Source organism: Streptococcus sp. HJ1 (assembly GCF_052399005.1).
In the GTDB taxonomy this organism is placed as follows: Bacteria; Bacillota; Bacilli; order Lactobacillales; family Streptococcaceae; genus Streptococcus.
In genome coordinates, this window is sequence record NZ_CP199005.1 from 105,037 (window position 1) to 124,583 (window position 19,547).

Here is a 19,547-nt window from a genome sequence, read left to right on the forward strand (position 1 = left end):
AAAAACTGCAAAACACCTTTGTCTTACAGTTTTTCAATCAGTTATCTCTAAAAAAAACAATCATTATTCTCTGTTCAAAAATTGATCCCAATAATAGCGCAAATAGCTTTTCTTTCCCGTAATCATCTGCAAACGGCCTTCTAAACCATAACGAAGTGTTGTAGCCTGCTCAGAAGTCAGATGGGTCTCTGCCTCAATTTTAAAGAAATTTCCTTGTTCAGTCTTTGTAGCTGTCGCATCAATACTCGTAATCGTAGAATCCAGGAAAATTTGATTCTTGGCATCATTAGTCGTAGTATAACGGACAGAGTCCCCAATCTTAACTCTAGCAACATCTTTTGAACTGAGATAGGCTGTAAGTTTGGTTTTTCCTTCTTTTTCCAAGGATGGATAGAGTTGGGCTAGCAATGTCCCCTCTGCAACCATTGTAGAATCACTGGTTTCAGGATTAAGGTGAAGCACCCCATCCTCACTTGCTGTAATTTTCCCCTTGTCCAGCAGACCTCCTTGGACCTTCTTACCTGATTCCGCCTCCAAAATTTTCTGATCCAAAAGAGTTAATTCCTGACCGACTTTGACTAAGTACTGAGACTTGAGCGATTCTAGTTGACTATCTAGTCCCGTTGCGTGGGCTTGTTGAGCTCCAGAACCCGCATATTGCACACGATAAGTAGCTAAACTAGACTCTAGCTGAGCAATTTGTGCATCCACCTGTGCAATAACTTGCGATTTAGCTTGCGAATCATCTCCAGCTTGGTTTTTATAGATCTGATAGAAAGAGTAGGCTGGATTTTGACTGTCCAGTTGAGCTCCTGTTTCAATCGCCGACTTAGCTGTTTTATAATCTCGGATTTTATCCTCTGTTTGGCTGATAAGATTACCAATCTCGGCCTGGCTCTGACTGGCCGCCGCATTTTGAGAGGAAATGCTGGCATTTTGCTGTGAAATATTGCTCCTCAGACTACTAGCTTGGCTGAGATAGTCTCGAAACATCTCCTGATATCCAAACTTATCTGCCTCTGGAAATTGATCACTCCCCTCTTTCAAACTGGATTGCAAATACCCCAACTGCTTTTTTTGATCCTTTAACATCTCCAATTGACTGGCATATGTCTCAACCTGGACAGCCTCCGCCCCTTGCTGGTACTGAACGAGCAGATCTCCTTGCTTAACCAACTTGTTTTCTTCCAGATAGTTGCCCACAATGCGTTGATTGCTAGTCGACTGGATGTTAGCAATGATCCGACTAGGTTCGACAGTGGCTCTGGTAGACAAACTAATTTCCTTCTCTGCAAAGACTGCAAATCCTAGCAGAAACACGAGCAGAAGCGACATAGGTAAAATCACCCGACTGGAAAAATTATGGTAACGACGATTATAAAACTCCGCACTTTCTAAAAATTCTGGTTTCATCCTCTCCTCTTTCTAGCTATTCACCAAATGGGTATAAAAGCCATCCTGTGCAAGCAAGTCTGCATGGGTACCTTCTTCGACAATCTTGCCCTGATCCAAGACAACAACCTTCTCTGTCCGCTCAGCAATTGTCAAGCGGTGGGCGATGAAAATAAGGGTCTTGTCTAGTGTCATGAGATTATCCACGATCCGCTTCTCTGTCAAGATATCCAGACTGCTGGTCGCCTCGTCCAATATCAGAACAGGCGCATCCGTTAAAAGAGCACGCGCCAAAGCGATTCGTTGTCGTTGCCCCCCAGAAATACCTGCCCCATCCGAAGTCAATTCTGTCTGGTAATTCAGTGGCATGCGCTCAATGTCCTCCCGAATCTCTGCCAATTCGACCGCCCGTAAGATATCTTCTTGAGTAGTCCCCTCCTTGGCTCCAAGGAGAAGATTCTCCAAAATCGTTCCGTTAAAGACATAGGGCTGTTGAGGCAGATAGTTGATGTACTGGCGCAAGGCCTTTTTGTCAATCTGATTGAGATTGACACCACCCAGACTAATCTCTCCCTGACTAGGATCGTAGAAATTAACCATCATCTTGGCCAAGGTCGTCTTACCTGACCCTGAAATCCCCACAAAAGCCATCTTAGACCCTTGGGGAATGGTCAAATTGATATCCGACAAGACGTCACGACCATAGCCATACTTATAGTGAACCTGCGTAAAGGTCATATCTCCCTTCATCATGCTCAAATCTTCGACTGTTTTCTTCTCCTCAAACTCCGAAGCTACCAGATAGACCTCGTTCAGACGGTTATTGGCAACCTGCGCTGTCTGAAGTTTGGTTTGCAGATTAATGATATTTTCCAAAGGATTGGTAAAGTAAATAAGCAAAGTATTATAGGTAATCAATTGCCCCAAACTCATTTTCCCATCCATGACAAGAATAGCTCCCAGCCAGAGAACGGCAACATTGAGCAGGAGCTGGGCAACTTTTTTCAGAGCCTTTTGCTGGCTTTCTGCCCGACTATAGGTAAAAGATTTTTTTAGATAAGCCACAAATTCCTTATCAATCTTTTGATAGCGCGAACTCTCACTGGTCAAAGATTTAATGGTCTCAATGCCGTTGATGTCCTCGATGATAGAAGAAGACAGAACCGCATTAGCTTCCATGGTATCACGATTCATCCTTTCAAAAGGCTTCATAAAAGCAAAGATGATCACTGTATAGATGGGAAACGCAAGCAGATTAATGAAAAAGAGCGTCATATTTTGTGAAAACAGGACAAGCGAGATAATCAAAATCGTCGACACATCTAGGAAAATCGACAGAATGGTCGACGCCAGCGCATCGATGATACTGTTGGCATCTGTAAAACGAGACACGATTTCTCCTGTCCTGCGTGTCGCAAAAAAGGACATTGGCAGGTGAAAAACATGCTTGATGTAGGACAAAATAACGTCAATCGACAAGCGTTGCCCAAGGATCAGTAGGAGATATTCCTGCGCGTAGGACAAAATTTGCTGGAGAATATAGACGATGACCAGCCCAATAGAGATAATACCCAGTGTCGAGCGCATCTGGTCTGGCACGTAACTATCAATGATGGACTGAAGATAGTAGGAACCCACGATATTGATCAAGGTTACCAAGAGTGTCGCTAGGACGATATTGGTAATTAAGCCACGCTGCTTGAGTAAGATCGGCAAGAAGGATAGGAGTCCCTGTTTTTTCTCCTTATGAGGTTTGTAGTCCGGTGATGGTGCCATAAAAATACTAACTCCTGTCCACTCTTGCGCAAATCGCTCACGGGAAATCTTAGTCAGCTTGACACCAGGATCCGGATCAGCGATATGAATGTGCTTTTTATCCTTACCTGTCACCACATAGTAGTGGAGCAACTTCCCTTCCTTGAGCACATGAGCCACAAACGGAAAGGTCATATCTGGCAGATCAAAGAGCGTCATATCCGCCTTGATAGCTCGCGTTTCAAAGCCAATCTCCTCTGCCACCTTGACCAAACCCAAGGCAGTCGTCCCATCCATGGTCGTCTTGGCTAACTCTCGCAGGTGAGCCAAGGAGTAATAACTACCGTAGTAGCCAAATACCATGGCCAAGGAAGCCACGCCGCAATCCATCTGATCCACCTGAGGGCGATAGTGTCTTTTCCCAAATTTCATATCCATCTCCTTTTTCTAACAATCTCTTTAAAAATTTGTAAGATTATTGTAACCAAACAAGGAAGGAATAGGGGAATTATTTCTGAAAAAACAATATTCTCACCTGAACAGCACTTTTACCAAAGAAAATAGGCAGAACAAGAGTCCTGCCTAGAATATTCAATTACACAGATTTCTTGCCTTTCCCACTTCTTTTGTGAATGGCGTATAAAACGATAAACGCAAACGCAGGTGGCACCAGATAACTACTTTCACTCATTGTTAGCTGAAATCCAAGAGTTGCTAGAATCGTAAAGATGAAAATATTCATTAAAAATAGGAAAATAATATAGTAGAAAATATTTTACAATCCTAATCATTCTATTCTCCTTTTCTTTCTCCTTGGCCCCGATACAGTAAAATAAATACCACTAAAAACAAGGAGATCGTAAGTAGATCAAAATATTCAAACCATGTAGGTAGATGTATCTTGTTTATATCGGCCACGATTCTAATAATTAGATAAGCCATCGAGCTAAATAATACAGTGGTCTCTGGCCAAGCTTTTTGTAGTAATTGAACGACTTTCATCTCAAACTCCAATCTGATGTTCCATCAATTCCCAATCTTACTATCTGTTGTTTTGTACTTGTATCCTCCATAAAACAAACTAAGCAGAATCGGACAAGTCTCTGGATAAAACAAGGCGGAAAAACTCCGCCATTTACATGCACAAAATCCTTTCCATTCAGATTCATCATTTATAGTTTTGATTATTTTTCTTCAAATCCTTACAAAAAATACCAAAATAGCCTGCAGCAATCAAACCTATTAAACTCCATTGCCAATCAAAAGATACTAGCGAACCCGTACGAATTAGATGAAGCGTAAGATTAAGACCTATGCCTAACAAAGGTAGTATAGTGGCTAGCTTAGGTAACAATGTATTGAGATTTAGGTTACGATTCATAGTTAATTTCCTTCTATATTTAGCTTAACGTTTACTTCCTAGATAACGCCCATACATATAAGAAGCTACTCCTAATACACCCCAAGCTATTGCTGTGGAAGTAGTGACAATGAAGCCTCCTTCAGTAAGAGCCAAATCTTCTTCTGTCATGATATCAAATTTTTCATCCATTTCTTTCATTTTTCTCTCTCCTTTTTAAATAATGCTGGCTAATCCAATAGCTACTCCAATCAAAAGCCCTACTATTCCTAAATTAGTTCTTATTTCATTAATAGTAACTAAAATAGCAGTTGCCATACACTAAAAATAGTTCTCTTTAAACCTTGTCTTTAGCTGAATCCAAGTAACTCATCATCAAAATAAGCATCGGAACAACTAATTCTGTTTGGAAATATTTTTCAACATTAAAGGTGATTACATTTAAATCTCCCAATATGCAAAGCACTCCAAAAATAATTAGAACTGCTCCCATTACATTTTTTAGATTTTTCATACAAGTCTACTTTTATCCAAATTTACGTTTTAAATCTTGACCAATTAATCGACCACCAAGGAAAATTGCTACTCCTCCAGCAATCGTGGCTATGGTAATTAAGCCACCTTCTGTATTCATCAATTCTTCTTCTGTCAATTCTGTCCATTTATTTAAATTCATTTTTTCTCTCCTTATTATTACATAAAATAGCCCCAAGCAATACCACCAATTAGTAAGACACCTCCTACAACTACAGCGGTAACCGACCCCCCATTCACATCCGTCAACTCTTCTTCCGTAAGAGCTACAAAGTTCTGTTCCATGTTGTCAAAGTTTGTCATTTGTTTTCTCCTTTATTTTTAGTTTACGGTTTCTAGGCTTTAAACCATTTTAAAAACCAGATTGGGTAAATTACTGAAATCATTTTCTTCTCTCCTTCCTTTTTCCTTACCTATTTATTCGAAAAACAATTAGAAAACGAACAATTCATTCATTTTTATTTTAAAAACCACTTAATGAACCACGGATAAAAACCGGTCACATACATAAACGTTCCTCCTTTTTCTTTCTCATCTCTTTATTCGCAATTTCTACTAAAAGTTTCCCTTTTTCTGCAAATAAAAAAACAACATGACTTGCATGTTGCTTTTTCCTATTTTTTATCTTTAATAATCGCTACTACATCCGCTACACTTTGAAGTTGGTCGATTTCCTCATCAGTGATTTCGATACCAAATTCATCTTCTAGTGTCAAGACAAACTCCATCAAATCCACTGAGTCCGCATCTAGATCGTCTTTCAAACTTAAGGCCTCTGTTACGGCAAAGTCTTCTCCCTGTCGCTCTTGGATAATGGTTACAATACGGTCAAAAATTTCTTTTTCTGTCATCTTTTTTTATTCTCCTGAAAATTCACGCGCAGTTTGAGCAACTACGTCTGTTTCTAGCATGGTACGAATCTGACGAATCGTACTGTACACAGCCTTGGCATCACTGGAGCCATGAGTTTTTACAACTGGCGCCTTGACACCAAACAAAACTGCTCCTCCAACATCTGAATAGTTGAGCTGTGTCTTCAACCCCTTAAGACTATCCTTGAGAAGTAGAGCACCTAGCTTCGCTCGAAGGCCACCACCCGTAATAGCATTTTTAAGTAAGCCCATGATTCCCAAAGCTGTACCTTCAATAGATTTGAGAACAGCGTTTCCCGTGAAACCATCTGTTACGACAACATCCGCAACGCCATTCATCAGATCACGCGCTTCCACGTTTCCAACAAAGTTCAAACTTTGATCAGCTACTAGCAAGTCGTATGTTTCCTTACGAAGCGGATCTCCCTTGCTGCTTTCTGTTCCATTGTTGAGCAAACCAACACGTGGTTTCGAAATCCCACGAACATTTTTCGCATAGAAGGAACCTAGGACAGCGTATTGGTGCAGATGATGGGCTGTATTTTCTGCATTGGCACCGAGATCTAGCATATCAAAGCCTTTTCCATCGATGGTCGGCAAGGTAGACATGAGTCCTGGACGATCGATATTCTTGATACGACCCACAATGAAGAATCCTGCAGCCAACAAGGCACCTGTATTCCCAGCTGAGAGGACGGCGTCTGCTTCTCCCTCTTTGACTGCCTTGGCTGCTAATACCATGCTGGCATTTTTCTTCTTACGGATAGCTTTTGTCGGCTCATCGTCTGAGTCAATTTTCTCATCTGTATGGATGATGCTAACTCGCTCTGTAGCTGTTAGATATTGCTTGATTTTACTTTCATCTCCGTAGAGTTGAATCTCAATATCTGAAAAGTCAGCAAGGGCTTGATTGACACCCTCAACGATGGCTTGAGGTGCGTAATCGCCCCCCATAGCATCTACTGCGATTTTTTTCATTTGTCTTCCTCTTTTAGTAATTGTCCCCAGTCTGCCAGGGAATCAATGAATTTCTTTGATTTTAGGTGAACCCCAACATACTCTTCGTAGAGTTGATCCATAAACTTGCGCAAGTCTTGCTTGATTTCGGCCTTAAGCGAAATAGTCTCCAAGGTTTCAAAATCAATGGCTTGAAATTGATTGAGCAGATAAGGGATATTGGGATTGAGATGACAACGTCTCTCATCTTCATGATAATGCTCTGGGCAAAGGCAGGCTCCATATTTAAAAGAAAAGTCAAAGGCCTGACCCACCCGATGGCAAAAGACACACTCATTAAAATTAAGGCTGATTCCAAATCGAGTCAAGATTTGAATTTCAAAAATATTGGTCAAAACCTGATAATCCAAGCCTGCTTCCATCAACTCCAGAGTCTTCCTCAAGAAAGCAAACAAGGGAGCATCCTGCTGATTATCCTGCAAACTAGCATCTGCAAGGGCAGCCACATAGGTTGCATAGGCCATGACAAAGAGATCACTATTAATCTTGGGAAAGGTCATCACCTCATGGTAGTCCTCGATGTAGCTAAGCCCGTCATCATTGATTCGCAAGAGAAATCGTGCCAACACCAAGGGCTGAATAACAGGAGCTAGTTTGGACTGGCCAGCGTGTTTGACGAAAAACATGCGCTTGCCCGCCTGCTCGGTAAAAATTTTGACTAGCTTGTCATCCTCACGAAAGTTACGATTGTAGAGCACCAAGCCTTGACTCGTGATAGACTGAATCATGCTTCTCTCATGTACTCCTCAAGTCGTTTCATGGCCTCTCTGATCGTTTCCATGCTAGCTGCATAGGACAGACGCACATAGCCTTCTCCGTAACGTCCAAAGGCTGCGCCAGGGATAAAGGCAACAGCCTTCTTCTGGGCAAAATCCTTGAGAAAAGCAAAGGAGTCTTGATTGTAACCTGCTGGAATCTTAGCAAAGATATAGAAGGCCCCATCTGGTTTGATAATCTCAAAACCAAGAGCAGTCATCTTTTCGATGATATAATCTCGACGCTGAATGTATTCCTTCTTCATAGGCTCTGCGTCGTTTTTACCAGCCGTCAAGGCCTCCACCGCAGCATGTTGCGCCATGGTATTTGCGGCAGTAACCAAATATTGGTGACTCTTGATTAACTGAGCTGTGAAAGCTGCAGGAGCAAAGATAAAGCCTAAACGCCAACCTGTCATAGCATGCGATTTAGATAAGCCATTAATAATAATAGCCTGGTCTCTCAGCATAGTTCCCAGAGATACATGAGCTTCCCCTGTATAGGTTAATTCTGAGTAGACCTCATCACAGATCACAAAAATCTCATACTTGCGTAAAACGTCTGCCAAGGCTTCCAACTGCTCCCGACTATAGGTAATTCCTGTCGGATTGGCTGGATAGTTGAGAATAACTGCTTTGAGTTTATCCCCTTGCTCCAGAATGGCCTTTTCCAACATCTCAGGAGTCAAGACAAAACCATTTTCAGTTGTATCAATCTCAACAATCTCTGCCCCAACCAGATTGACAATCGGCTCATAACCTGGATAGGCAGGAGCTGGCAAGAGCACCTTGTCCCCCTCTTCCAAAATAGCCGTCAAAGTAGCAGATAAAGCCTCTGTCGCCCCAATTGTAACCAAAATTTCATTTTCAGGATTATAATCTAGCTGGTATTTTTCTTTTACAAAGTCGCTAGCAGCCTGGCGCAAGGTCAGTAAACCGCTCATCCCTGTATAGTAGGATTGGTTCTGGTCAATGGCCCGCTTGGCTGCCTCCTTGACATGATCTGGCGTTGTAAAATCAGGTTCCCCCAAGGTCAAACGCAAGACCCCAGGAATCTCTGAAATAGCCTGGTCAAACTGGCGAATCAAGGAAACTTGAATCTTGTCTAACTGTTTATTAAAGCGCTTGGTTAAGTCCATAGATATCCCCCTTGCTTACAGAACATAGTACTATTATACTACAAAAGCTCCCTGATCGCAAAATCCATCTGAAACCTGCATTTTTCACTTTCTGTTTTACTTTTCTTCTCGACAGGACTATAATAATAAGTGCTTATTTTTGGAGGTTTATATGTCATTTTTATCAAAAAATGGAGCAGGAATCTTGGCCTGCCTTCTCATTTCTATCGCATCTTGGTTCCTGGGAGGATTTTTCCCCATCGTGGGGGCACCTGTCTTTGCAATTTTTGCAGGAATGCTCCTCCACCCCTGGCTCTCACCCTACAAACAACTAGACGCAGGTTTGACCTTTAGTTCCAAGAAATTGCTCCAGTATGCCGTTATCTTACTAGGTTTTGGTCTCAATATCTCGCAAGTCTTCGCAGTTGGACAAACTTCACTCCCTGTCATCCTTTCCACCATTTCGATTTCCTTAATCGTTGCCTACCTCTTCCAGCGTTTCTTTGCGCTAGACACAAAACTGGCTACCTTGATTGGAGTGGGATCTTCTATCTGCGGTGGTTCTGCCATTGCTGCGACAGCGCCCGTTATCCATGCCAAGGAAAAAGAAGTAGCCCAAGCCATTTCCGTTATCTTTTTCTTCAATGTCTTGGCTGCACTCATCTTTCCAACTCTAGGAACCTGGCTTCACTTATCCAATGATGGCTTCGCCCTCTTTGCAGGAACTGCGGTCAATGATACTTCTTCTGTAACGGCTACCGCCAGCTCCTGGGACAGTCTTTATCAGACCAATACCCTTGAATCTGCAACCATTGTGAAACTCACGCGCACCTTAGCAATCATTCCCATCACTCTCTTTCTCTCCTACTGGCAAAGTCGCCAACAAAAAAACAGTCAAGATTTCCAACTAAAAAAAGTCTTCCCACTTTTTATCCTTTATTTCATTCTAGCCTCTCTCTTAACGACTCTTCTCACCTCTCTCGGCGTGTCTAGTAGCTTCTTCACCCCTCTCAAACAACTCTCCAAATTTCTCATTATCATGGCTATGAGTGCCATCGGTCTCAAAACCAATCTGATTGCCATGGTCAAATCCAGCGGTAAATCCATTCTTCTTGGAGCACTTTGCTGGATTGCTATCATCCTCACCAGTCTTGTCATGCAAGCATTGATTGGTACTTTATAAAATAAAAAGGTAGCCCATGGCTACCTTTTTATTGCTCAAGAATTAAGCGAGTATGTTCTCTCTTAATACAGCGATTCATCACGATGTCATCGCATCCTCCAGCACGCAAGATTTCTTCCGCTTCTAGATTTTCAAGTCCTAATTGCGCCCAGAAAATCTTGGCATCTGCCTTGAGAAAATCACGCGCCACATCTGGTAAAAACTCGCTCCGTCGGTATACATTGACAATGTCCACAGGAAAAGGAATCTCAACTAGACTCGCATAAGCCTTCTCTCCCAAAATTTCTCCACCTGCAGCCTTGGGATTAACTGGAATGATTTTATAGCCCCGAGCTTGCATTTCCTTGGTCACTCGATTACTAGTTGTTTCCTCACGGTCAGACAAGCCCACTACCGCTAACGTTTTACTGGTCTCCAGATACTGACGGATCACACCATCACTTGGATTGATAAATTCTTGACTCATAGAAATCCTCCTTTTTCTCAGTATAGCATATTTCACAAATACTGACTATTTTTAACATAAAAAACTTCTTAAATCCTTTAAGCAGATTTAAGAAGTTAAAAAATTATTTATTTTATCCTATCTAGTTGCTTTGTATGCAAGCTGATCACCATGTTGCTTCACAAACTCATCCATCTCTGAATCAGGAATTTGGCGAAGATAGAGATTAGCACGAATAGTATCATCCTCTTCACGACAAGTTGAGAGAACAAGATACTTATCTGTAGCAGCTACTTTTACATTTGGTTTCTTAACCTCTGCTGTATCATAAATAGTAGTTAACTGTTTTTCAAAATCTTTATCATCTTCAAAACTAGTACGATAGAAGGCTGTTTCTTCTGGTACAATAATCATCGCAACAGCTTCGTAGTAATACTTCCTCTCAGGTGTTTCAACAACAACATAAGGGTGCTCATTAAAATATTCTTGACGACTATAGTAGTTCACATCATTAAACATACGATGATCACCAACTTTACTACCTCTAGCATGACCAAATAACCAAGTTAAATGATCACTAAAATCTTTCTTATTATCAGCATCCATGAATACTGCACCCAAATAAGGCACCTGTTCACCTTCAAAGGTCTTATTTAGATAAGTCTCATTGTCCTTTGTTTGAACAACAGGCTCGTCTAACTGTGTACCAGGAGCATAAACATAAGCAATTGTTTCAGAATTAGTTGCAGTTAAGCCCTTAAATCTATTTGAAAGATATTCTTTTTCTTCTGCACTAACAACATAGGCCGGTTTCGATGCTCCCTGAGTAACTTCTGGTTCGTTAGTTGTTCCCTTTGGAGTTGTAAAACCATTAAATACAAAATAACCACCTATTGCAACAAGCGCTACTGTAAGCACGGAGAGAATAATTTTCCAAATGGATGCTTTGGTTTTTTTAGAACGTTTACTCATTTTTTCTCCTTCAACTATTCTACTATATATCTATTATCAAAAAAATCACTGAAACAAAGTTTCAGTGATAGGATACTTCACCAAATAAATGAATTATTTAGCAGCGTGTGTTTTTGGAAGAGCTTTTTGACCAGCTTTTGCATCTACACCAGCTTTTTTAGCTGCTTCAGCAGATTTTTTAGCTTGATCAGCTACACCTGGTTTACCTTCTTCAGGTTTAGCTGATGGCTTATCAGCTGCTGCTTGACCAGGTGCTGCTTGACCAGGTGCTGCTTGATCAGCTGCTGCTTTACCATGTTCTTTCTCGTAACGAGCATTCTTTTGTTCTGGAGTTTCGTTCAAGATGTAGTATTTACCTTCAGCTTTCTTCGCTGAATTTTGAACTTCTTGGAATTTTTGTACATATTCATTACGTACATTCAAGAATGCAGTATTGTAAGCTGCCTCATAAGCTGCTTTCTTTTCACCATAAAGGTGTGATCCACCTTCGACAGCATCAAATTCTTTCTTAGCTGCTACAACTGCTGGATCAGCTGCTGCTTGAGCTTTGATTTCTGCTGCATGAGCGCTAAGGTACTCTTCAACTGTACGAGCACTTACAAATTCAGATTGGTTTTCATATGCTTCACGTGAATCATATGCTCCAGGAGTGTTAGCTCCACCATTGATATCTGCAAACGCTGGGGCTGCTGCAGAAAATACTGCAAGAGCTGCTACTGATGACAATAAAACTTTTTTCATTGTTTTATCTCCTCTTTAATTTCTTATTTAATTTATAAGGCCTTGCCCTATTACCTAAAGTATATCACATATATGGTGATTGTCAAGTATTTTTTTTAATTTTTTTAAAAAAATCTAATAAAGTAAGTTGAAATTTCGTTACATAAAAGAAGAAAGCGTTTTTGATCTATGCTAACTAATAGATCATTCGCAAAAAACGAACAATATATACTGGAACTTCTTTAGATTTATGGATTTATTAAATCTCTGTTTAGAATCTCTTATAATATATTCTAAAACAAAGTTTTCATTACTATTATATCCTCTACCATTATTACTCGCATATTTTCAGTTGTAAGTTTTAAATCTTTTTCTCAATACAAAATAGGGGAGAAAGAGGACGTTTTTCGTGGATACGGATAATAGCATCGCCTAGAAGATGAGCAATCGAAATTTGTTCAATCTTATCAATCAAACGCTCTTCTGGTAGGTAGATAGTATCCAAAACAACCAATTTTTTAATAGCTGATTTTTGGATATTGTCCATAGCTGGTCCTGAAAGTACTGGGTGCGTACAGCTTGCGTAAACTTCAACAGCACCTGCTTCAGCAAGAGCATCCGCCGCATGACAAATAGTTCCAGCTGTATCGATCATATCGTCAATCAAGATACAAGTCTTACCTTCTACCTTACCAATGATGTTCATCACTTCACTGGTATTCATCTTGTCTACACTACGGCGTTTGTCAATAATCGCAATCGGAGTTTTCAAAAACTCTGCCAATTTACGAGCACGAGTCACCCCACCATGGTCTGGGCTGACAACCACGTAGTCAGAGCCAACCATGCCACGACGTTCAAAATAGTCCGCAATCAATGGAGCACCCATCAAGTGATCTACGGGAATATCAAAGAATCCCTGAATCTGTGCAGCGTGCAAATCAATCGTCAACAAACGATCTACCCCAGCAACTTCTAGCATGTTTGCAACGAGCTTTGCAGTGATTGGCTCACGCGCGCGCGCTTTTCTATCCTGACGTGCATAGCCATAGTAAGGCATAACAACATTGACAGATTCTGCACTAGCACGCTTCAATGCGTCCACCATAATCAAAATTTCAAGTAAATTATCATTTACAGGTGAACTAGTTGATTGTAGGATAAAGACGTGTTTTCCACGGATTGATTCTTCGATGTTGACTTGAATCTCTCCATCTGAAAATTGGCGAACAGTCGATTTCCCCAACTCTATCCCAATTTCTTGCGCCACACGCTCTGCCAATTCTCTATTAGAAGAAAGGGCAAACAGCTTTAAATCAGAAAAAGACATGATTTCCTCCGGTATTTATGTATCACTTGTTTTTACACAACATTTTCCATCTACCATTGTAGCGCTTTTTCCTTTATTTTTCAATCAAAAATAAAACAAGAGTAAACATTTATACCCTTGTTTTTTGCTATTTTATATTAGCTATATTAAAACTAAAAATCCTACATTTTAACAATCGATTTTATGCTAGGATGAAATTTTTTCGAGACAAAGTTAGTATACTTCTCTCATACTCCCTGTATCCACATCATAGACAGCACCTGAAATAACCACATCATCAGGAATCAGTGGAGATTCTCGAAGCAATTGCATATCCTCTCTCACACTCTCTTCAACATCCTGGAATGGTAAAAAATCTTGATCAAACACATCAACCCCGAGTTCGTGCTTCAAATGCTCTTGAAAAGCCTCATTTTGAAAGGTCTGAGCTCCACAGTCTGTATGGTGAAGCACCACAATTTCACGTGTGCCCATTTGTTGCTGAGAGATCACCAGAGAACGAATCATGTCCTCAGTTACTCGACCACCCGCATTCCGCAAGATATGAGCATCCCCAAGGGCCAAACCAAGAGCATGGGCAACGTGTAGACGCGAGTCCATGCAGGTCACGATCGCTACTCTGGTTTTGGGTTTAAGTGGCAAATTTAACTGCCCATGTAGGGCAACATAAGCCTGATTGGCTTTCATAAACTGTTCAAAATACGACACGTTTTCCCCCTTAAAAATTTGATAATCAAATATTTCTCCTATCTTATCATTTTTAAGAGGATTTGTCACGGATTATGCAAAGACCTTTTTCAAAACTTCCTGAATAGTCGTCACACCAATGACCTCAATTTCCTTGGGTGGAGTGATTCCTGTCAAGGAATTCTTGGGTACATAAATCTTGGTAAAGCCCAATTTTGCCGCTTCATTGATACGTTGTTCGATACGATTCACGCGCCGAATTTCTCCGGTCAAGCCCAGTTCACCCACAAAACATTCCTGAGGATTGGTAGGCTTGTCCTTGTAACTAGAGGCAATAGCCACTGCAACGGCTAAGTCAATAGCAGGCTCATCCAATTTCACGCCACCAGCAGATTTGAGATAGGCATCCTGGTTTTGCAAGAGAAGCCCTGCTCGTTTTTCCAAAACAGCCATAATCAGACTTGCACGATTGAAATCAAGTCCAGTCGTCGTACGTTTAGCATTTCCAAACATGGTTGGTGTTACCAAAGCCTGAACCTCCGCCAAAATCGGACGGGTCCCTTCCATGGTCACAACGATTGACGAGCCAGTAGCCCCATCCAAACGCTCCTCTAGGAAAACTTGACTCGGATTGAGTACCTCAACCAATCCACCCGACTGCATCTCAAAAATCCCAATCTCATTAGTGGAACCAAAACGGTTTTTGACTGCCCTCAAAATACGGAAGGTATGGTGGCGCTCCCCTTCAAAGTAAAGCACCGTATCCACCATATGCTCCAACATACGCGGACCAGCCAAGGTCCCTTCCTTGGTCACATGCCCTACGATAAAGATGGCAATGTTATTGGTCTTAGCCAGCTGCATAAGCTCAGCGGTCACCTCACGCACCTGAGACACAGACCCTTGCACCCCTGAAATCTCAGGAGACATAATCGTCTGGATGGAGTCAACAATGAGGAAGTCTGGCTGAATTCTTTCTACTTCTGCGCGAACGCTCTGCATATTGGTCTCTGCATAGAGATAAAACTCACTATCAATATCTCCCAAGCGCTCTGCCCGTAACTTAATCTGCTGGGCAGACTCCTCCCCACTGACATAGAGAACCGTACCCACTTGTGACAGCTGCGTTGAAACTTGTAGGAGAAGGGTTGATTTCCCGATTCCTGGATCCCCACCGATAAGAACGAGACTCCCCGGTACCACTCCGCCTCCAAGCACACGGTTGAATTCCTCCATATCCGTCTTGGTTCGATTGACATTGATGGAAGTCACCTCAGCCAGTTTCATAGGCTTGGTTTTTTCACCTGTCAAGGACACTCGTGCATTCTTGACCTCGGCAACCTCAACCTCTTCTACAAAAGAAGACCAAGACCCACAGTTAGGACAACGCCCTAGATACTTAGGTGAATTATATTCACAATTTTGACAAATAAAAGTTGATTTTTTTTTAGCTATGATGATTCTCCTTCTACTGCAACTCCTATAGAGCGCCACTTATACAATGTATTTTGAAATTTCTTCTGGTTGACAACTCCGACAGCAGACAAATCGACAGAAACCTGATAATTCTCCTTGACAGCTGCCAAAACGGAAGCCTTAACACAGCCATTGCCATCTACCCCTATAAACTCTATGCTTTTAGCACCGTTTCCCTCTAAAAAATCTTTTAAATCTGGATTAGTAAAGCAAGAAGCCCGACGCTTCTCAAAGATACGAGAAGATACAAGGAGCAAGCCGGTCGCAAATTTCTTCTTTCTATCTTTTCTCTCCCAGAAAAAACGATTGAGAATATAGATAACTCGGTCACTGGGATAAGCAGCAATTTTGTCATTTACAGCTGCAGTCAGTTCTTCATGATATGCTTTTCCTACAGCAACATAATCTGACTGCATGTCTACAACTAATAAATAGTCTGCCATTTTATTCCTCTATTTCCCTGTTGACCCAAATCCACCAGTTCGCACGCCAGCTGCTTCATCTCCATCCGCGATTAAAAATGGTGCAAAGACAGCCTGAACTACACGTTCTCCAACTTCAAGAACAACTTCTTGATCTGTGATATTCTTCATCTGAGCAAAGATATGCCCCTCATTCCCAGGATTACCATAATAGTCTCCATCAATAACGCCAACAGAGTTGATTAAGACCAAACCTTTTTTACGAGGATTTGATGAACGGTCATAAAGATAGAGCACCTCAGTCGGCTGCATATAAGCCTTAACACCCGTTGGGACGAGAACAATCTCTCCTGGCGCAATAACCGTACGCACAGCAACCTTTAAATCATAACCAGCCGCGTGAGCTGTCTCACGCTTAGGTAACAAATTTTCATCTGTAAAACTCGAAACCAATTCAAAACCACGAATTTTCATATTTTTCTCTTTTCTATAATCATTTATTCTAGGCTATTTTATCTTATTTATTCGAAAAAAGCACGAAAAAAGAGCACACAATTCACATCGCTTAGGGCTGCTGGATTCCTCCCCTGACCCGCTTCACGCAGAACTGTTGCTCCACTATTTATTATACCACATTCCCCTCGGTTTTTAAAGAGAAATTATTTTTTCCGTCGATTTCGGAAAAAGTCCTGCATAATCGCTGCACAGTCATCTTCCAAAATTCCCGTTTCTACCTCTACACGATGATTGAGACGCTCATCTGTCAAAATATCGTACAAGCTCCCAACTGCACCAAATTTCTGATTTTTAGCCCCGTAGACTACGTTTGGAATACGGGCAAGCCCAATCGCCCCGCTACACATGACACAAGGCTCAATGGTCACAAAAAGCGTACAATCGAGCAGGCGCCAGCTCTCCTCACTCACATTCGCATTCTCTATAGCCATGATTTCTGCATGCATGACCGCCCGTTGCAACTCCTCGCGCGCATTATGCCCCCTACCAATGATTTCTCCATCCTTGACAATCACACAACCAATTGGAATTTCATCGTGTTCTAAGGCAATCTCAGCCTCTCTCAAAGCCTCTCTCATAAAGGCTTCTTTTTCTTCAACTGTATAATTCATCGTTCTTCTCTTTTCCTACTTGTCGATTTTATTATTATATCATGATTCTCAACACAAAAAAAGCCACCGAATGCGGTGACTTAATAGGGAGATTATTATGAAAAAGAAAAGTTTAGGATATTTGTTACAACAAGTTAGGAGGTCTTCTTGTAACTGTCTATAGTATACCCAACCTGTCTTAAACTAATCTTAAAAATCTCCTATGACCAAACACTTTCTAAAATATTAGTTTGTTCACGACCAGGACCTACTGAGAAAGTTGAGATACGAACACCAACCAACTCGCTTACACGACGAACATAGTTACGTGCATTCTCAGGAAGGTCTTCTAAATTACGGACTCCAGTGATGTCTTCTGACCAACCTGGCAATTCCTCATAGATAGGCTTGCAACGTTTCAACTGCTCAAGACTAGCAGGATAGTAATCAATACGTTGACCATCAAGATCATAGGCCACACAGATTTTCACAGTATCCAAACCACTCAAAACATCGATAGAGTTCAATGAAAGATTGGTAATCCCAGATACACGGCGGCTGTGACGCATCACAACTGAGTCAAACCAACCTACACGACGTGGACGGCCAGTTGTTGTACCGTATTCATGACCTACTTCGCGAATGCGATCCCCTACTTCATCAAATAATTCAGTTGGGAAAGGTCCATCTCCTACACGACTTGTGTAGGCTTTACATACACCTACAACCTTGTCAATCTTACTTGGACCAACACCAGACCCAATTGTCACACCACCAGCGACAGGGTTTGACGACGTAACAAATGGATACGTACCTTGGTCGATATCTAGCATAACACCTTGCGCACCTTCAAACAGCACACGTTTGCCATTATCAAGCGCATCATTCAAGATAACAGACGTATCTGTCACATACTTCTTGATTTGTTGACCATATTCATAATACTCTTCAAAAATATCATCAATTGAAATAGGAGTACTGTCATACAATTTTTCAAACAGACGATTCTTTTCCGCAAGATTGCGTTCCAAGCGTTCACGGAAAATATCCTTATCCAAAAGATCTGCAATACGGATACCTACACGGGCTGCCTTATCCATATAGGCTGGACCAATCCCTTTAATTGTAGTCCCAATCTTGTTAACTCCCTTAGCTTCTTCCTGCAAGCGATCCAACTCAATGTGATAAGGCAAAATAACATGCGCACGATCAGAAATACGCAAGTTATCAGTTGTCACACCTTCTTCATGAAGATAAGTCAACTCTTTTACTAGAGATTTAGGGTTTACAACCATCCCATTCCCAATAACAGAGATTTTTTCAGGAAAGAAAATTCCAGATGGAATCAAGTGCAACTTAAATTTCTTACCATCAATCACAATCGTGTGACCAGCATTATCACCACCTTGATAACGAGCAATTACCTCTGCATTAGCAGAAAGAAAATCAGTAATTTTCCCTTTACCTTCATCACCCCATTGGGTACCTACAACAACAACTGAAGTCATAATAAAATTCGTCTGAGCTACTAGGAGCTCGTCCTTTCTCATATACATGGCAGGAATTTCACCCGCAATTATATCTTACAGTTTATTATAAGAAAAAAACACTATTTTATCAAGAAGAAACAGTAGAAAAGATTTGGAAATTCTTTCATTTCTAAATACAAAAGCCTTTGATTATAAGCTAATTCTATATTTTTTAAAAACTAGCTACAACTATCGTTCGTAATTATGATATAGATGCTTCCTATTGGATAATAGTTGTACCACCTTGCAGGAATTTATCTAGATATAGACGATAAGCTGTTTTAAAGTGATATAGTGAAAAGTCCCTATCACTTTTTATTTTAAATCGGATTAAGTAATATAGTAAAAAACGAAGATGAAGTGATTCCCACTCTGAACAACTCTGGCCTAAAGAGGCATATTCTTGTTCAACTAGTTTCAAAAAGACAAATGCTCGATCATAAAATTTTTGAATCATATAAAAATTCCCTTTCTTATTAGTAACACTAGTCTAACAAAAAAAAGAACTAAAAAAGCTTCAAATCCTATAAAAGAAGAATTTAAAGCTAAACGAACTGAAAATAAAATAAAGAGGTAATTACAGATTTAAAAATTAAAATTTGAAATTTCAACAATCCACTATATTTATAAATAAAAAAACGCTCAATTGAACGTTTCAATCTATACTCCGCCAGTAGGACTCGAACCTACGACATCATGATTAACAGTCATGCGCTACTACCAACTGAGCTATGGCGGATAAAAGCTAAGCGACTTCCATATCTCACAGGGGGCAACCCCCAACTACTTCCGGCGTTCTAGGGCTTAACTGCTGTGTTCGGCATGGGTACAGGTGTATCTCCTAGGCTATCGTCACTTAACTCTGAGTAATACC

The 19,547-nt window shown here is 41.0% G+C and carries 23 protein-coding genes, 1 tRNA gene, 1 rRNA gene, 1 other RNA gene and 1 pseudogene; 1 reads left to right on the forward strand and 26 read right to left on the reverse strand.

Features of this window, described 5'->3' with window-relative positions; genetic code table 11:
• Positions 1–63: 63 nt before the first annotated feature.
• The 12 genes and pseudogenes from comB to ACT17O_RS00600 form a co-directional block, all read right to left on the reverse strand.
• Entirely contained in the window at positions 64–1,413 is a 1,350-nt protein-coding gene (gene comB, locus ACT17O_RS00545; protein WP_444817513.1) for a competence pheromone export protein ComB, read from the reverse strand.
• A 12-nt stretch (positions 1,414–1,425) separates the two neighbouring features.
• Positions 1,426–3,579, reverse strand: coding sequence for a peptide cleavage/export ABC transporter ComA (gene comA / locus ACT17O_RS00550; protein ID WP_444817514.1), 2,154 nt, complete (start codon positions 3,577–3,579; stop codon positions 1,426–1,428).
• A 163-nt stretch (positions 3,580–3,742) separates the two neighbouring features.
• A pseudogene (locus ACT17O_RS00555) lies at positions 3,743–3,938 on the reverse strand (hypothetical protein).
• 377 nt (positions 3,939–4,315) lie between these two features.
• Positions 4,316–4,528 (reverse strand): hypothetical protein, encoded by a 213-nt coding sequence (locus ACT17O_RS00560; RefSeq protein ID WP_042768877.1) that lies wholly within the window; start codon positions 4,526–4,528, stop codon positions 4,316–4,318.
• Between the two features lie 24 nt (positions 4,529–4,552).
• Positions 4,553–4,708, reverse strand: a complete 156-nt coding sequence (locus tag ACT17O_RS00565; protein WP_180364431.1) for a hypothetical protein — start codon at positions 4,706–4,708, stop codon at positions 4,553–4,555.
• A gap of 136 nt (positions 4,709–4,844) precedes the next feature.
• Positions 4,845–5,021 carry a hypothetical protein gene (locus ACT17O_RS00570; protein ID WP_180364430.1) on the reverse strand — a complete coding sequence of 59 codons (177 nt, stop codon included), beginning with the start codon at positions 5,019–5,021 and terminating at the stop codon, positions 4,845–4,847.
• Positions 5,022–5,033: 12 nt separating this feature from the next.
• Entirely contained in the window at positions 5,034–5,183 is a 150-nt protein-coding gene (locus tag ACT17O_RS00575) for a class IIb bacteriocin, lactobin A/cerein 7B family (protein WP_033629144.1), read from the reverse strand.
• A gap of 17 nt (positions 5,184–5,200) precedes the next feature.
• On the reverse strand, positions 5,201–5,344 hold the full coding sequence (locus tag ACT17O_RS00580) for a class IIb bacteriocin, lactobin A/cerein 7B family (protein ID WP_000180838.1): 144 nt from the start codon (positions 5,342–5,344) through the stop codon (positions 5,201–5,203).
• A gap of 311 nt (positions 5,345–5,655) precedes the next feature.
• The gene (locus ACT17O_RS00585) at positions 5,656–5,892 is read right to left on the reverse strand and encodes an acyl carrier protein (protein WP_000136435.1); all 237 of its coding nucleotides are present in this window, start codon (positions 5,890–5,892) and stop codon (positions 5,656–5,658) included.
• A 6-nt stretch (positions 5,893–5,898) separates the two neighbouring features.
• Positions 5,899–6,891: a phosphate acyltransferase PlsX gene (gene plsX / locus ACT17O_RS00590; protein WP_444817515.1), complete on the reverse strand. Its 993-nt coding sequence runs from the start codon at positions 6,889–6,891 to the stop codon at positions 5,899–5,901.
• On the reverse strand, positions 6,888–7,658 hold the full coding sequence (recO, locus tag ACT17O_RS00595) for a DNA repair protein RecO (protein ID WP_444817516.1): 771 nt from the start codon (positions 7,656–7,658) through the stop codon (positions 6,888–6,890). Before recO ends, plsX begins: the two co-directional genes overlap by 4 nt.
• Positions 7,655–8,824: a pyridoxal phosphate-dependent aminotransferase gene (locus ACT17O_RS00600; protein WP_444817517.1), complete on the reverse strand. Its 1,170-nt coding sequence runs from the start codon at positions 8,822–8,824 to the stop codon at positions 7,655–7,657. The genes recO and ACT17O_RS00600 overlap by 4 nt, the downstream gene beginning before the upstream one ends.
• A 151-nt stretch (positions 8,825–8,975) precedes the next feature.
• Here ACT17O_RS00600 and ACT17O_RS00605 point away from each other — a divergent pair, with 151 nt between their 5' ends.
• Positions 8,976–9,986: a YeiH family protein gene (locus ACT17O_RS00605; protein WP_444817518.1), complete on the forward strand. Its 1,011-nt coding sequence runs from the start codon at positions 8,976–8,978 to the stop codon at positions 9,984–9,986.
• A gap of 28 nt (positions 9,987–10,014) precedes the next feature.
• Here the strand turns inward: ACT17O_RS00605 and ACT17O_RS00610 are convergent, their stop codons facing one another.
• From ACT17O_RS00610 to rrf, 14 genes are all read right to left on the reverse strand, one after another.
• On the reverse strand, positions 10,015–10,452 hold the full coding sequence (locus ACT17O_RS00610) for a CoA-binding protein (protein ID WP_125457771.1): 438 nt from the start codon (positions 10,450–10,452) through the stop codon (positions 10,015–10,017).
• Between the two features lie 117 nt (positions 10,453–10,569).
• Entirely contained in the window at positions 10,570–11,403 is an 834-nt protein-coding gene (gene srtB / locus ACT17O_RS00615; protein ID WP_444817519.1) for a class B sortase, LPKTxAVK-specific, read from the reverse strand.
• A 93-nt stretch (positions 11,404–11,496) separates the two neighbouring features.
• Positions 11,497–12,144 (reverse strand): amylase-binding adhesin AbpA, encoded by a 648-nt coding sequence (gene abpA / locus ACT17O_RS00620; protein WP_139658198.1) that lies wholly within the window; start codon positions 12,142–12,144, stop codon positions 11,497–11,499.
• 340 nt (positions 12,145–12,484) lie between these two features.
• The gene (locus tag ACT17O_RS00625) at positions 12,485–13,453 is read right to left on the reverse strand and encodes a ribose-phosphate diphosphokinase (protein WP_000010174.1); all 969 of its coding nucleotides are present in this window, start codon (positions 13,451–13,453) and stop codon (positions 12,485–12,487) included.
• A gap of 213 nt (positions 13,454–13,666) precedes the next feature.
• Positions 13,667–14,161: a beta-class carbonic anhydrase gene (locus ACT17O_RS00630; RefSeq protein ID WP_172843656.1), complete on the reverse strand. Its 495-nt coding sequence runs from the start codon at positions 14,159–14,161 to the stop codon at positions 13,667–13,669.
• Positions 14,162–14,233: 72 nt separating this feature from the next.
• Positions 14,234–15,571, reverse strand: a complete 1,338-nt coding sequence (radA, locus tag ACT17O_RS00635) for a DNA repair protein RadA (protein ID WP_444817850.1) — start codon at positions 15,569–15,571, stop codon at positions 14,234–14,236.
• Between the two features lie 20 nt (positions 15,572–15,591).
• A complete protein-coding gene (locus tag ACT17O_RS00640; protein WP_000796429.1) occupies positions 15,592–16,059 on the reverse strand; it encodes an isochorismatase family cysteine hydrolase in 468 nt (155 codons plus the stop codon).
• 9 nt (positions 16,060–16,068) lie between these two features.
• Positions 16,069–16,512 carry a dUTP diphosphatase gene (locus ACT17O_RS00645; RefSeq protein WP_444817520.1) on the reverse strand — a complete coding sequence of 148 codons (444 nt, stop codon included), beginning with the start codon at positions 16,510–16,512 and terminating at the stop codon, positions 16,069–16,071.
• Between the two features lie 59 nt (positions 16,513–16,571).
• An RNA gene (ffs, locus tag ACT17O_RS00650) (signal recognition particle sRNA small type) lies at positions 16,572–16,665 on the reverse strand.
• Positions 16,666–16,697: 32 nt separating this feature from the next.
• Complete coding sequence (gene tadA / locus ACT17O_RS00655) at positions 16,698–17,165, reverse strand: tRNA adenosine(34) deaminase TadA (protein WP_049484226.1); 468 nt, start codon at positions 17,163–17,165, stop codon at positions 16,698–16,700.
• Positions 17,166–17,365: 200 nt separating this feature from the next.
• Positions 17,366–18,652 (reverse strand): adenylosuccinate synthase, encoded by a 1,287-nt coding sequence (locus tag ACT17O_RS00660; RefSeq protein ID WP_444817521.1) that lies wholly within the window; start codon positions 18,650–18,652, stop codon positions 17,366–17,368.
• 241 nt (positions 18,653–18,893) lie between these two features.
• Positions 18,894–19,130 (reverse strand): sigma(X)-activator ComW, encoded by a 237-nt coding sequence (comW, locus tag ACT17O_RS00665; RefSeq protein WP_268711680.1) that lies wholly within the window; start codon positions 19,128–19,130, stop codon positions 18,894–18,896.
• Between the two features lie 208 nt (positions 19,131–19,338).
• Positions 19,339–19,412, reverse strand: a tRNA-Asn gene (locus ACT17O_RS00670).
• A 5-nt stretch (positions 19,413–19,417) separates the two neighbouring features.
• A 5S ribosomal RNA gene (gene rrf, locus ACT17O_RS00675) occupies positions 19,418–19,533 on the reverse strand.
• Positions 19,534–19,547 lie beyond the last annotated feature (14 nt).